The sequence below is a fragment of the Leptotrichia sp. oral taxon 223 genome, from assembly GCF_013394795.1.
Classification (GTDB): Bacteria; Fusobacteriota; Fusobacteriia; order Fusobacteriales; family Leptotrichiaceae; genus Leptotrichia.
Genome location: NZ_JABXYU010000001.1, coordinates 1,755,442 through 1,768,623, shown reverse-complemented (window position 1 = coordinate 1,768,623; position 13,182 = coordinate 1,755,442). Strand labels below are relative to the sequence as shown.

Annotated in this window: 12 protein-coding genes; 3 read left to right on the top strand and 9 right to left on the bottom strand. The window is 30.5% G+C overall.

All coding sequences use genetic code 11. The annotated features are described in order from the left end of the window. Nucleotides 1-120: 120 nt before the first annotated feature. From HW275_RS08565 to wzy, 7 genes are all read right to left on the bottom strand, one after another. Complete coding sequence (locus HW275_RS08565) at nt 121-1,314, bottom strand: CDP-glycerol glycerophosphotransferase family protein (protein WP_178936123.1); 1,194 nt, start codon at nt 1,312-1,314, stop codon at nt 121-123. Nucleotides 1,315-1,330: 16 nt separating this feature from the next. After that, nucleotides 1,331-2,164, bottom strand: coding sequence for a glycosyltransferase family 2 protein (locus tag HW275_RS08560; RefSeq protein WP_178936122.1), 834 nt, complete (start codon nt 2,162-2,164; stop codon nt 1,331-1,333). 21 nt (nt 2,165-2,185) lie between these two features. Then, complete coding sequence (locus HW275_RS08555; RefSeq protein ID WP_178936121.1) at nt 2,186-2,959, bottom strand: endonuclease/exonuclease/phosphatase family protein; 774 nt, start codon at nt 2,957-2,959, stop codon at nt 2,186-2,188. Between the two features lie 100 nt (nt 2,960-3,059). Further along, nucleotides 3,060-3,830 (bottom strand): glycosyltransferase, encoded by a 771-nt coding sequence (locus tag HW275_RS08550; protein WP_178936120.1) that lies wholly within the window; start codon nt 3,828-3,830, stop codon nt 3,060-3,062. 9 nt (nt 3,831-3,839) lie between these two features. Beyond that, complete coding sequence (locus HW275_RS08545; RefSeq protein ID WP_178936119.1) at nt 3,840-4,298, bottom strand: GNAT family N-acetyltransferase; 459 nt, start codon at nt 4,296-4,298, stop codon at nt 3,840-3,842. 15 nt (nt 4,299-4,313) lie between these two features. Next, nucleotides 4,314-4,769 carry a hypothetical protein gene (locus tag HW275_RS08540; protein ID WP_178936118.1) on the bottom strand — a complete coding sequence of 152 codons (456 nt, stop codon included), beginning with the start codon at nt 4,767-4,769 and terminating at the stop codon, nt 4,314-4,316. A gap of 407 nt (nt 4,770-5,176) precedes the next feature. After that, complete coding sequence (wzy, locus tag HW275_RS08535) at nt 5,177-6,571, bottom strand: O-antigen polysaccharide polymerase Wzy (RefSeq protein WP_178936117.1); 1,395 nt, start codon at nt 6,569-6,571, stop codon at nt 5,177-5,179. A gap of 321 nt (nt 6,572-6,892) precedes the next feature. Here wzy and hisS point away from each other — a divergent pair, with 321 nt between their 5' ends. The 3 genes from hisS to HW275_RS08520 are packed head-to-tail and all read left to right on the top strand — an operon-like array spanning nt 6,893 to nt 10,187. Further along, nucleotides 6,893-8,128, top strand: coding sequence for a histidine--tRNA ligase (gene hisS / locus HW275_RS08530; protein ID WP_178936116.1), 1,236 nt, complete (start codon nt 6,893-6,895; stop codon nt 8,126-8,128). A 27-nt stretch (nt 8,129-8,155) separates the two neighbouring features. Further along, nucleotides 8,156-9,937 carry an aspartate--tRNA ligase gene (aspS, locus tag HW275_RS08525; protein ID WP_178936115.1) on the top strand — a complete coding sequence of 594 codons (1,782 nt, stop codon included), beginning with the start codon at nt 8,156-8,158 and terminating at the stop codon, nt 9,935-9,937. Between the two features lie 37 nt (nt 9,938-9,974). Beyond that, nucleotides 9,975-10,187, top strand: a complete 213-nt coding sequence (locus HW275_RS08520; RefSeq protein ID WP_178936114.1) for a zinc ribbon domain-containing protein — start codon at nt 9,975-9,977, stop codon at nt 10,185-10,187. Between the two features lie 699 nt (nt 10,188-10,886). On the opposite strand, the gene HW275_RS08515 is transcribed toward HW275_RS08520, so the two are convergent. Beyond that, nucleotides 10,887-11,570, bottom strand: a complete 684-nt coding sequence (locus tag HW275_RS08515; protein WP_178936113.1) for a DUF6320 domain-containing protein — start codon at nt 11,568-11,570, stop codon at nt 10,887-10,889. A gap of 113 nt (nt 11,571-11,683) precedes the next feature. Continuing rightward, nucleotides 11,684-13,099 (bottom strand): alcohol acetyltransferase, encoded by a 1,416-nt coding sequence (locus tag HW275_RS08510; RefSeq protein WP_178936112.1) that lies wholly within the window; start codon nt 13,097-13,099, stop codon nt 11,684-11,686. Nucleotides 13,100-13,182: the final 83 nt, after the last annotated feature.

The window sequence follows — 13,182 nt, the reverse complement described above, 5'->3', positions numbered from 1 at the left end:
TGCAGGATTTGCGGCAATGAGCAATCCTGCGAAAATAAATAAAGAAAAAACTTAATAATACAAAGAAAATGTTTATTAATAACAACATATGTTATAAATCCTTAATAAAAAAATCGAGTCTTAATTTATTCTTTTTGAAATTTCATCATAAACTCTTTTACAATTCTCCTTATCCACATACTTCAAAAACTTTTCTCTCAACTTATCAGACTTTTGCTTCATTTCCTTATCATAATGAAAATTATTTTCGGAGATTTCGATGATTTCTTCAACGCATTTTTCTACAGTTTTGGCTTGTCTTCCGAACAAGTCCTTGTCTAAGTCTACGTAAGAACCGACTTTTTCTTCGTATTCACGTTTATCGAACTGGAAGAAGATAATTGGCTTATTTAGATAATAGAAATCGTAGGCTACGCTTGAATAGTCTGTTATTAATAATTTTGATTTTTGAAGTTCTTCAGTTATGTTTATTTCTTTTGGAAGTATTTTTATATTTTTTCCAAGTTTTATATTTCCAAAGTTTTTTAGATAATCCTGCATTAACTGATGAATGTAAATGTTTAATTTAATGTCATTTTTTTCCAAATAGTTATTTAATTTCTTGTCTGTAATTAAATTGGCAATATTTTGGAAATATTTTGTATCTTCAAATTTTTGATTTTCTGAGTTTTCTGACTTTAGCCAGTTTCTCCATGTTGGCATGAAAAATATTTGTTTTTCAATAACTTGCAAGTTGTATAGTTTATCGTATCTTGGATAGCCTGTTATAACTGCTGTTTCTTTCGGAACTTCCCACCAAACTTCTGTTTTCACTTTTCTTTCAAATTCTGAATCGCAGATGTTTAAATCATAGGATTTTACAAGGGCTTCTGCAACTTTTGCCGTTTTTGGATTCATTGCCTGTCGGACTTTAAAGCCTACTGTTCCATGATTTAGGAATACTTTGAATACTTTTTTGTGAAATTTGTTTATTAATGGCACTACAAACAGGTATGGAACAATGTCTGCAGAAATTGAGTGGGAAAATAATGCAACTTTTGCATTCATAAAATAAAGGTAGCTTTTTACACTTCCTTTTATCAGTTTTTCTCCTGGGATTTTTTTTGCAATCTTGGCATTTCTGTTTATTACCCAGTACACTTCTTCCTGCTGTCTTGACCGTAAATACTCATACATCGCACGTCCATTATCCACAAAAAGCTCTCCTGCGTTTCCACCCACAAGCCATATATTTCTATTTTTAAATTTCCCTTTGTTAAATGGATAAATTAGATAAGCTATTATCATATTTATCAAGCATTTTATCTTATCCATATTCTTCTCCTATTTTTTAAATTTTATATTGTGTATATCCTATTTTTCTCCCCTTCATCACAACCCTATGATATGCCCTGTTTCTTGTAATAATCATTCCAATAAAGCTTCTGAATTGACGTTTCCAGTATTTCAGAATGTAAAATCTGTTTTTTCTGCCTTTTACTTCCTTTTTTACTAATGCTCCAAAACCTAGAGCGTATTTATAGGCACGTTCCAAATCGTTGTAGTTTCCCTTTTTGGCTGGATGATAAATTATATCGTTTGCAAAATATCTTCCCTTGTAGCCTTTGTGAAGCAATGTCAGCACATAGTCAGTTTCTTCGCCACTTCCAAAAGTTGCACCAACTCCTAAATTTTCATCAAATAAAATGATGTCGTCCTTGCCGTAATTCACAAAAAAAGTTATGGATTTCACAGTCGTATCCACACTATCCTTCGTTATTTCCGTGTCTTTTTTCTCCATAACGCCTGTTCCATAGGTTTTTCCTCGTTCAAGCGTGCGGCATGAATAAATCCGGTAATTTTTTTTTCTCTTAAAAAATGCAACGACTTTTTCCAGCGTATCAGGCTGATATTCGCAGTCGTCATCAGGAAATCCGGCAATTTCTCCCTGCATAAGCATAAGTCCCCTGTTTCTATTTAGACTTAGCCCTTTTTCATCACTTTTCACATATTTTATCTTAAATTCCTCTTCATAATCTTTCACAATTTCAAAAACTTCATTTCCTTCATTCTGATCCACCACAATCAGCTCAAAATCCTTATAAGTCTGTGCCTTCAGGCTTTTTAGAAACAAATCAAGTTCTGTTGTAACATTAATTGTTGGCATTACAAGGGAAATTTTCATACTTTACATCTCCTTCTTCTTTTATTTTATATCTAAAATTGTCATATACGGAAGATGATCCGACAGCTTTGTCCAGTCCTGCGTTGCATCATTAATAAAGTAGCTTGCCTTTACCTTCCATTTTTTCGACTGGCTTCCAAAAATATAGTCAATACGTGGATCCGAAAGCGTTCTTACGCCGCTGGCATTGGATTCCATGTAAGTATCTCTCCAGTCTTTTGTAATTTCTCCATAATATTTTGTTGTTGGCAAAAAATTAAAATCTCCGCTCAAAAATTTTATTTCGTCCTTATCAAAAAATTTCGTAAGCAAATCCAGCGATTCCATTTCCTCAGGCTTTATTTGTTGTTTAAAGTCCAAATGCGTATTCATAACAAGCACCTTTTTACCAAAAGTTTTTTTTGCCAGTTCCGCAACTACAAGCTGTCTTCTTTCCGCTCCTTCCGACGGCAACTCATAAGTATATATCTTCTCAAGCGGATATTTTGAAATAAATGAAATCCCGTATTCTCCGCCATCATAATCTCTTGATTTCTTAAAAAAATAATAATCATAACCAAGAACTTTCGCAATATCAGAAGTTATATCCCGAAAATTACTTCTTTTCGTATACTTGTCAACTTCTTGAAGCGACACAAAATCAGGTCCATACGGCTTAATGCTTTCCCCCAGTTTCTGTCCATTTGTAAGTCTTGCTCCATAAATATTATACGTCATTATCTTAAATTCCTTCGCCCAGCTGACAGTCGCTCCCATAATCATCAACGACAATAATATTTTTTTCAATTTACTCATTTTTCTGTTGTTTCTCCTAATCCTTTGTTTATTGTATAAAATTTTCATTCCATTATATCACTTTTTTAAATATCTACCAACTTTATTTTTTTCTCTCTTTTTATTTTTTCTTTTCCTTCAAATAATACCTCGCAATTACCCTCGCCTTTTTAACCAGTTTTTTTATCCCGCTCAAATGCTTAGTTTCCAAGAACAGCCTTGCCTTTAAGCTGCTCCAGCTGTCATTCCACCAATGAATTCCGTATGTTTCAGGTTTTATACAGTCATCTGTATATTTTTCATGAAATCCATAAGGATAAAAATATTCTTTTGGAAAAATAACTATCTCCCCATTTTTCAAAGCATTTTCCCTTTTCTCGCTCAAATTATATTTTTTCTCAAAAGTATACGTAAAAATTTTAGGAATTGTCCAAATCGGTTGTTTCCAAATGTCATTCTCGTAAAAATCTTTAATGTCCTTTAACACTTCATTATGCTTTGTTGTCCCAAAAATCCCAACACTTATGTGTTTTTCATCTTCATAGCCAATAAAAAAATTCATCTTCTCATTTTTAGAAAATTCATCTTTTCCTTCCAAAATCGGTGTCAAATCCTTAATTATTTCCATATCCGTATCCACATAAATTCCAGAATTTTCATACATAAAATGCACTCTCATATAATCTGAAACATACGCCCAAAGCCTTTTTTCATAACATTCACGAAAAAATCTATTTTTCGCAAGATGTTTTTCCATATCAAAATTTTTCTCATTTATCTCTATAATTTCAAAATCAGGCAGATTTTTCTTCCACGATTCCAGACATTTATAGAAAATATCAGGTTTTTTGGCATTTCCAATCCAGACATAATATATTTTTTTTTCTATCATCATTTTCACCTATTTTTCACCTTTTTTCATAATCATCATATACTTTTTCATCGGATTTTCAGTAACATTCACAACTTTAAATCCAACTTTCTCATACAATTTCTTTGCTCCCACATTATAATCGAACACATTTAACGTAATCGAATTCACGTTCTCATCTTGAAAAATTAAATTTATAAACTCTATCAAAGCCCTTTTTCCAAGCCCTTTTCCAGTAAGCTCAGGATTAACCAAAAACCGTCCAATATGAACATTCTCCGTTTCTTCACGTATTTTCTGAATAATCCCAATAAATTCATTTTCACAAAAAATCGAATAAATATTGCTCATATTGTCAATTTGGCTGACTGTAAGCGGAAAATCAAGACTTGCTCCAGCCCATTGCTCAAGAAAGTCCTTCCCTTTTTCATTAGTCCATTTGACTATATCATTTTTATTTTTATCATTTATTCCTTTTATTATTTTCATTTTCATACCAAACTCCTATTCATCGCAACTCGCTTTACGTTCTTTCATATATTTTTCAACTTCCTCAGAAGTCAACTTTCTTACTTCCGTTTTAGAATACTCTTTATATTCTAGTGCTGAAAAAATTGGTGCCATTTGTTTACAAATTTTATCTTTATTCTTTTTTAAAAATAATTTTAATTCTTCATTGTTTGCAAAAATTTTGTAAGATTTTCTCCCATTACTATTTTCTATTTCATAAATCCCGCAGCATTTCTTTACAGTATAATCCGCCGTTCTTAAGTACAATTTTGCAATTTCCAGCGATTTAAAAGGAAAATTCCACCTTTGCAGCTTCCTTTTTGAATCATGTTCAATACATATGCACCTTCCGCAAGTTCCACAAATATATTGGGTATGCTTTTCCAAACATTCCAATGGATTTAATAATGGAGTTGTCCTATTTTCATTTACATAGCATTCTATACACATTTGATGTCACCTTCTATTCAATTTATTTTCATTATGGTACATTTAAAAACTTTAAAAAAATTTAGTAACCTGCTTAGTAAAAATATAACTCAGCTCAAATAATGCTTCACATCCTAAAGCACACAAACTTTTTTTCCTCTTTCATAATATGTCAAAATATTGTCAAAGACTTCAATTTTTTTGTTAAAAACAAAAATAGATAAAATTAAAAATATCGTGATTGAAAGCAGAACAGTTAAAAAGCATTTAAAAAATATTTCATTTATTGAAAAATCCAAAGAAAATCTCCACCCCCAAAAAAACAATACTGGAATATAAATCAATTTAAATACCATTTTTAATTTCTCTACCCAATGAACTTTAAATACTTGTTCTTTCTCATTCAATTCCACTCAACTCCTAAAAAATCAAATCAATTCCTTCTTTTCCTCAATTTTCCTATACATATAGTCAAAACTGAAAATCATCACATAAACTGCTACTAGCATTGCCATATTTTTTATTAGCCCTTCCCCAAAGAATGAGCCTCTTGGAATATAAAATAAATTTGGTATGAAGTAATAGCTTGTTAATAATAAAAATCTATTTTTTACAACATATTTTTCGTATTTTATAATAAAAATTCCAAGTAAAATTGAAATTACAATTAGCCAGAAATAACCTAAATCGTACATTTCTGCAATGTAATTTGAGCCAATTCCCTCACCTTTCAGATAAGCAACCGAATCTAGGTAATACGTTAATTTGTCCGCAATGGAGTTGGTTGTGGCAAGTGTTTCCAGCGACTGTGGCTTAAAGCCGAATATTCCCTGCAAGATGTATGGATAGCTTCCGTTTCCGACAATGCCGTGCTTAAAATTGATTGTGTAGCCAAGTACAAGGTAGCTTACTCCTTGAGAAAATAGAAAATTAAAAATTGAGTTTATCAAATCCAGACTAAATATTTTTTTACTTCGTACAGACACCAGAATTTGTGAAAAAATCACGGTAAATCCTACCAATTTTACCATCGTCTTGGCTTTTATCCTAATTCCATAAACTTTTGCGTAATACCACATTATAAAAAGTAGCTGCGTCAAAAATATTGCTCTTGCCCCCTTGAACGAATCCAGCAGTTTTACCATAAGATAAAGTGAAGAAATTGTCAAAAATTTTCTTTTGGATGGAATTGAAATTAAAAATATCAGAAATCCGATTGTCATTACTGTACCAGAGCCTTTTGTAAATGCGGGATAGTCAACTCCCTTTAAAATTCCAGTATAATAAGCCTCGTATCCAGCCCGCAAAATAACCCTCAGCTGAATAAACATCTTGTAGGCCAAAGCAGGCAGCGAAATTATAAACAAAGCCATTCCAACATTCATAAATAGCCTTCTGCTTTCAAGCGTAACACTGCTTCTAATCTCACTAATCTTCTCATTTGAAATCGCAATGAAAAATCCTAGATGTGTAAACAGCAATACTAGCAGAAAAACATTTATTATCTCATTTCTCACATCATAAAAAAAATAAAAGTTAGCAAACTTCGTAGCCCATCCAAACTCCTTATAATTCACAATATCCAAAAATATCCTTGTAAAATTAAACAAAAACAGCGTATACAAAAAAATCATATACGAATTTAGCCATTCCAAATAAATTTTCGCTGTAAAAAACGTATAAATATAAACACCCATAAGCAGACATTCCAAAAATTTCATCTCCAGCGCCTCATTCTGAAAAGTAACTACACTTTTTAAAAACAGCACAAAAGCAATAAAAAATATATGAAATATCAAAAACCCAATTTTATCTTTTTTCATCAATTTACCTCTATTTTTCAATTTTTTCTTATTATTTCATCTAAAATTTTACCATATCACCATTAAAACTTCAATCAAAAATGTTGTGTCATTATTTAATTTTTTTATTTTGAAATAACTTGATAACTATAACTAATGGTTTTCATTTACTAAATAAAAAATTTTAAATCTAACAATTTTCTAATGAAATCAAAAAACTAACATGCAGTTGCCTTGATAAATTCAAAATAAATGTTGATAATAAGTTACATTTTTTGATATAATATGAGAAGATAAATTTTTAATTGCTAAAATTATATGTGATGAAAGGACAAATTAAGAATGATTAGTGTTTTAAAGGGAATGAAAGATAGATATTCTGACGATGTAAAAAAATACGACTTGATCGTTGATACAGCAAGGAATGTGTTTGAAAAATATGGATTTGAACGAATTATAACGCCTATTCTAGAAGAAACTGAGCTTTTTAGACGTGGTGTCGGGGATGAAACGGATGTTGTTTCAAAGGAAATGTATGAGTTTACAGATAAGGGAAACAGAAACGTTACAATGCGTCCAGAAGGTACTGCTGGAGTCGTACGTGCCTATTTGGAAGCAGGTTTTCACAAATCTTCCCCAATCGTAAAATGGTTCTACAATGGTCCAATGTACCGTTACGAAGCCCCGCAGAAAGGAAGACTCCGAGAATTTCACCAAATGGGAATTGAAATGTTTGGAGTTCGTTCTGCTTACCTTGACGCAGAAATTATCCAGATGGGATGTGAATTTCTTGAAAAGCTGGGAATTACTGGCTTAGTTGTGGAAATAAACAGTCTAGGAAATATTGAATCAAGAAAAAAATATATTGATGATTTAAAAGCATTTATGGAAAAAAGACTGGATAAACTTAGTGACGATTCAAAACGAAGATATAAAACTAATCCTTTAAGAGCATTGGATTCAAAGGATAAGGGTGATCAAGAACAATTTATCAACGCCCCAAAATTATACGACTATCTTGACGAAGAAAGTAAAAATTATTTTGAAGATACAAAGAAATATCTTGAATTAATGAATATTAATTATGTAGTAAACGACAAACTGGTGCGTGGACTTGACTACTATTCAGACACAGTTTTTGAAATAAAATCTAATAAATTAGGCTCACAGGCAACTGTGTTGGCTGGCGGACGTTACGACAGGCTTCTTGAAATACTGGGAAATGCAAAAGTACCAGGAATAGGCTTTGCCGCTGGAATGGAAAGAATCGCAATGCTTATGGATGAAAATTTGATTGCAAAAGAAGAAAAAAAGACTTACGTTATTTATTTTGACGAAACAAAAGAATATTTTGTAAAAATAGTAGAAGAACTACGAAAAAATGGAATAAAAGTCAACTTTGACTACAATCCAAAAAGTTTTGGAGCCCAAATGAAAAAAGCAAATCGTGAAAATGCAGAATATGTATTGATTTTAGGCGAAGATGAACAAAAAGAAAATGTAGTTACAATGAAAAAATTTAGTACAGGGGAACAAGAAAAATATAAATTAGAAGAAATTATTAAACTTTTAAAATAAAAAGAAAAATTGAAAGGAAAAATAAAAATGTACAGAAATTATAAATTAAATGAATTAAGAATGGAAAACGTCGGAGAAGAAGTTATTTTATCTGGATGGGTTTCAAAAGTTAGGGATTTGGGGCATTTCACATTCATTGATTTAAGGGATAGATATGGAATTACTCAAATTTTAGTAAATGAAGAAGTTTCAGGAAAAGAGCTTTTTGAGGAAGCTAGAAAATTGAAAAATGAATGGGTTATAAAAGTTACTGGAAAAGTTGCTGAAAGAAGTAGCAAAAATAAAAATATTCCTACTGGAGATATTGAAGTTGAAGCAAAAAATATTGAGATTTTGAGCCGTTCTAAGCAATTGCCATTTGAAATTGATGAAACAGGAAATCTTAATGAAAATATGCGGCTAACTTACAGATATCTTGATATAAGACGTCCAAGAATGTTAAATAACATTATAAAAAGAAATGATATGCTGTTTTCAATTAGAAAATTTATGAATGAAAGTGGATTTTTAGATATTGACACTCCTATTTTAGCGAAAGCCACTCCCGAAGGAGCAAGAGATTTTGTAGTTCCAAGCCGAATAAACAAAGGCGACTTTTACGCCTTGCCGCAATCTCCACAGCTATTTAAGCAAATACTTATGGTATCGGGTGTTGATAAATATTACCAGCTTGCAAAATGTTTTCGAGATGAGGATTTAAGAGCCGACAGACAGCCTGAATTTACTCAATTGGACTTGGAAATGTCGTTTATTGAGCAAGAAGATATTTTAAATGTGACAGAAGCACTTGCAAAACAAGTATTTAAAGATGTTACAGGCATTGAAATTACTGAAAATTTTGAAAGAATGAGTTATGATGACGCAATGAATCTTTATGGTTCAGACAAGCCTGATTTAAGATTTGACATGAAATTGATTGATTTATCCAAAGAAACAGAAAATTGTGGATTTGGAGTATTTGAAAATACAATAAAAGATGGGGGAAATGTAAAAGCGGTTGTCGCTCCAAATGCTGAAAAATTTTCAAGAAAATACATCAAAGATTTAGAAGACTTTGTAAAAACATATTTCAAGGCAAAAGGGCTGGCTTATATCAAAACTAACGAAAATGGTGAAATTAATTCTCCAATTGCAAAATTTTTTACCAAAGAAAAATTAACTGAAATTACTCAAAAATTAGGAATTAAAAATAATGAGATTGCTTTAATATTGGCTGATAAATACAAAATTGTGCATGATGGGCTAGGAGCATTGAGATTAAAACTGGGAGAAGAGCTGGAATTAATTGACAAAGATTCTTTCAAATTCCTATGGGTAGTTGATTTCCCAATGTTTGAATGGAGCGAAGAGGAAAATAGATACAAGGCTCAACATCATCCATTTACTTCAATAAAGCAGGAAGACAGAAAATATCTTGATTCAAATGAACTTGATAAAATAAAAACAGATTCCTACGATATGGTTCTAAACGGTTATGAAATCGGTGGAGGAAGTATCAGAATTCATGAAGAGGAATTACAGGAAAAAGTATTTGAAAAATTGGGGCTTAGCAAAGAAGAACAGCAGGAAAAATTTGGCTTCTTTCTGGAAGTGCTAAAATACGGAGTACCGCCACACGGAGGACTTGCCTTCGGAATCGACAGATGGCTTATGGCAATGCTAAAGGAAAATTCAATAAAAGAAGTAATCCCATTCCCTAAAACAAATAAAGGACAGGATTTAATGACTGGGGCTCCTGCTGAAATTGAAGAAAATGTACTTGCAGACGACTTAAGGCTAAAATTACTGGAAATTGAAAAAGAAGATTAATAATTTAACCTAAAAACTGAAAGGAGAACTACCTAAAATGATTATAATATTTGGAACAAAAAATAAAATAAAAAATCTAGGCATAGTAGGAAGATACGAATGTTCTCGATGTCACAATGTATCAGATTTAGAGTTTATAAGCACACAGCAATGGTTTACGCTTTTTTGGATACCTGTTTTTCCGATAAGCAAGAAGCAGGAATTTATGCAATGTCCAATTTGTCACCAAGCCTATGAAGTTCCTAAGTAATATTATTTAATAAACATATTTATTCAAAAGCTGTTTCAATGTTGTAAATGAAGCAGTTTTTTTGTTTAGCAAAACAAATTTTTTAGTTTTGATACTAAATCCCATTTAAAAAATAAAAGTAGAATTCTATAATAATTAATTTGATAACTCTGTTAAAAAAATCAAATTTAATTCTTAAGTATCCATCTTAAAGACTTTTATAATTTTATTTATAAATATCATGATTAATAATAGTTTTTTCTATTTTTTTGTCCAAATTAAAAACTCTCTAATTTTTTTCTGCTACATATAGAAGTAATTCAGAATAAAAGATTTTTTGTTTGGAGTAAAAATATATTAAAAGAACTGAAATTAAATAACTATACTTAAACATAAACAAAGGAAGGAGAACAACAAAAATTAGATGAATATTTATTTAATCCTTACAATTTAGAAACACATACAATGACACTTGAGGAAATATTCAATTTATTTAAAGAAGCTTAAAAATATTATTCAAAAGTCTAAAAATCATAATCTGAATACATCAAAAAAGGTAACCAACGCATAAGGTAAATGGTTATTTTCCCAACCTTTTAAAAAAATATAACAAAATATGGTAATGTTTAGCAGTTCAAAAAAATATCTCAAAATACCGTATTATTTGCCTTAGTAGAAAGAATGGCTATAAAAGCAAATAATACAGTATTTTGAAAATAATTACCTATGTAATCTGCGTTTAAACTCTTCCTTATAAGATTTATACGCATATCTTAGCATTATACTTAAAATAAATAATGGAATTGATGAAAATATGCTCCATGTCATTTTTTTACTTATAATTAGCTCCAGAATTAAAAGAAATATTCCAACAAAAAAAATAAAAAAATTCAATATCTTTAGCCTGTCGCTCTTATGCTTGTCCCAGGCATACGAAAAAATAAGACTAATAAGATAAAAGGCAAGGACAATGGGAATCCCAAGTCTTAGACTCCAAGTCAATTTTTTATCTCCAAAATCAAGCAGAAGAAAATAAAAAATTAAGCCGCTTAGCAGTAAAAACAGATTTGTCCTCATTCTGTACGAATCCAGAAAAACAAATAATCCCAGATCAAATATTAAAATAGACGGAATCGCATAGTATCCCCATTCCATTTTTCCATACATTATCAGATTTTGAAAAAGGACTTCCAAAATAGAAATTATTGAAATTGTAAAAAATGATAAAAATACAGCCTTTTTAACTTTCTTCATTTTCATTTCATACAAATTTATATTAATTATCGGATATTCCTTCACAAATTCCTTATCTTCCAGCCCCTTTAGCTCAGGAACAGGCGTTTCACACAGTGGACATCTTTCTGCTCCGTCTTCCAGCTCTACTCCACATTTTATACAATACATATTTATCTCCTTTTTTATAGTAATTCCATTTTAAAACTGAACTCAAAAGTCATGCTATTCTTTTCAAAATGTAATTTTTATCCATTTAATTTTTAAAAAATTCAATTAGACATTTAAAAATAATTTGTAATAATTTTGGATTTTATTCCCCTTTTTCTCAAATAAATAAAAAAATCCCTCTCAATATCATAATTTGCAGTTAGATTTCCAAAATTTACATAAACTTTGTTATAATCGCTTATAACTCCCATCTTAATTTTGCACCTTTTGCTCGGTGGCGGTAAGAATCGGAATCCTTTTAAATATTTTTCATATTTTTTATTAACTTTAAAAATTCCTAAATTTGAAAATCCTGTCGTATAGCCACGTTCTCCGTAATAATCGAATATAAATGGGAAAAATATACGTTTTATCAAATATGGAACGGACTTTATTATTATATTCTGTATTGGATTCATTGCCTTGTATATGCTTTTGTAAAATTCTTTTTTTGTGATTTTTAAGGCAAAATAGTTATCCAGATAAGTTATGATTTCAGAGAGGGAATATGCGCCAAGACTTGCATCCACACTAGGAGTTATGTTTATAAAAAAATTTCTGTATGTAGTTTCTTCAAAAATTTTTCGCAGATCAACCGGTACTCCAATAACAATCGGATTTTTCGCCTGCGAATACCTATCCAGCAGAACCTTGAAATATACGGAAAGAAGATATTTTCCGATAGTCGTCCCGTATTTTTTACTCTCCTCTTTCAGACTTTTTATATTAATTTCTCCAGTCGTAATGTGATACTGCCCCTTTTCCAATATTTTCATTGGTAAGTGAAATGCTGACTTTATCGTAGTTTCCTTGCTCACTTTCCGCATATATTTTTCATAAAGATCGACATACTCATTTTTTTGAGCATTTTTCAATCCACTATCATTTCCCAATATTTCCTTTGTCTTTTCAAAAAAGTTTTTTTCAATTTTTTTATTTTCAAAATCTTTTTCTTTCCCATTTTTATTTATCTTTTTTCCAAAATTGATTATTTTCTTTATTTTTTCAATTTTTACTTCCTTCTTTTTTTCAACCTCATTAGTTAAACTATCCATTTCATCTTTTTCGATATTTTCCAAAAAATACTTTTTCTCCAAATATTCTTCAATCAAATCTTGAAAAAATAACGCCGCACCTTTCCCGTCAGTTAAAAAATGTGCTATTTCTATCGATAATTTATTATTAAAATAAATGATTCTCAGCGGATTATCCTTCTGTATATCCGTACAAGGATAAGTTTTCTCCTCCTCAATCATAAAATGAGCCTTTTTCTGCTGCAAATAATTCCAGAAAATTCCCTTTTTCAGCTCCGAATTATAAAACGGATATTTCTTTTCAAGCGAAATCGCAACTTTTTTTAATATTTCCAAGTCAATATTTTCAGAAAACAATGCTGAAAGCCGAAAGCATGTGGTTCTTCCTTCACTAATTATTGAAGAATAAGTTTTTGCAAAAGCGTCCAGTTCATACCAGATTTTTTCATTTTTCACATTTATCCTCTTTTATTTTATTTATTTTTAACCTTTAAAGCATTATTTAAAAGAACTTGCTCAAAACTTGCTTTCTACAAGTT

What these genes read in the sequence shown, in the direction of transcription:
- wzy (WP_178936117.1), bottom strand. Translation starts at nt 6,571, where the DNA reads ATGAAAAAAGATAAAATTGGGTTTTTGATATTTCATATATTTTTTATT.
- HW275_RS08515 (WP_178936113.1), bottom strand. Translation starts at nt 11,570, where the DNA reads ATGTATTGTATAAAATGTGGAGTAGAGCTGGAAGACGGAGCAGAAAGA.
- HW275_RS08545 (WP_178936119.1), bottom strand. Translation starts at nt 4,298, where the DNA reads ATGAAAATAATAAAAGGAATAAATGATAAAAATAAAAATGATATAGTC.
- HW275_RS08555 (WP_178936121.1), bottom strand. Translation starts at nt 2,959, where the DNA reads ATGAGTAAATTGAAAAAAATATTATTGTCGTTGATGATTATGGGAGCG.
- HW275_RS08565 (WP_178936123.1), bottom strand. Translation starts at nt 1,314, where the DNA reads ATGGATAAGATAAAATGCTTGATAAATATGATAATAGCTTATCTAATT.
- HW275_RS08550 (WP_178936120.1), bottom strand. Translation starts at nt 3,830, where the DNA reads ATGATAGAAAAAAAAATATATTATGTCTGGATTGGAAATGCCAAAAAA.
- aspS (WP_178936115.1), top strand. Translation starts at nt 8,156, where the DNA reads ATGTACAGAAATTATAAATTAAATGAATTAAGAATGGAAAACGTCGGA.
- hisS (WP_178936116.1), top strand. Translation starts at nt 6,893, where the DNA reads ATGATTAGTGTTTTAAAGGGAATGAAAGATAGATATTCTGACGATGTA.
- HW275_RS08560 (WP_178936122.1), bottom strand. Translation starts at nt 2,164, where the DNA reads ATGAAAATTTCCCTTGTAATGCCAACAATTAATGTTACAACAGAACTT.
- HW275_RS08520 (WP_178936114.1), top strand. Translation starts at nt 9,975, where the DNA reads ATGATTATAATATTTGGAACAAAAAATAAAATAAAAAATCTAGGCATA.
- HW275_RS08540 (WP_178936118.1), bottom strand. Translation starts at nt 4,769, where the DNA reads ATGTGTATAGAATGCTATGTAAATGAAAATAGGACAACTCCATTATTA.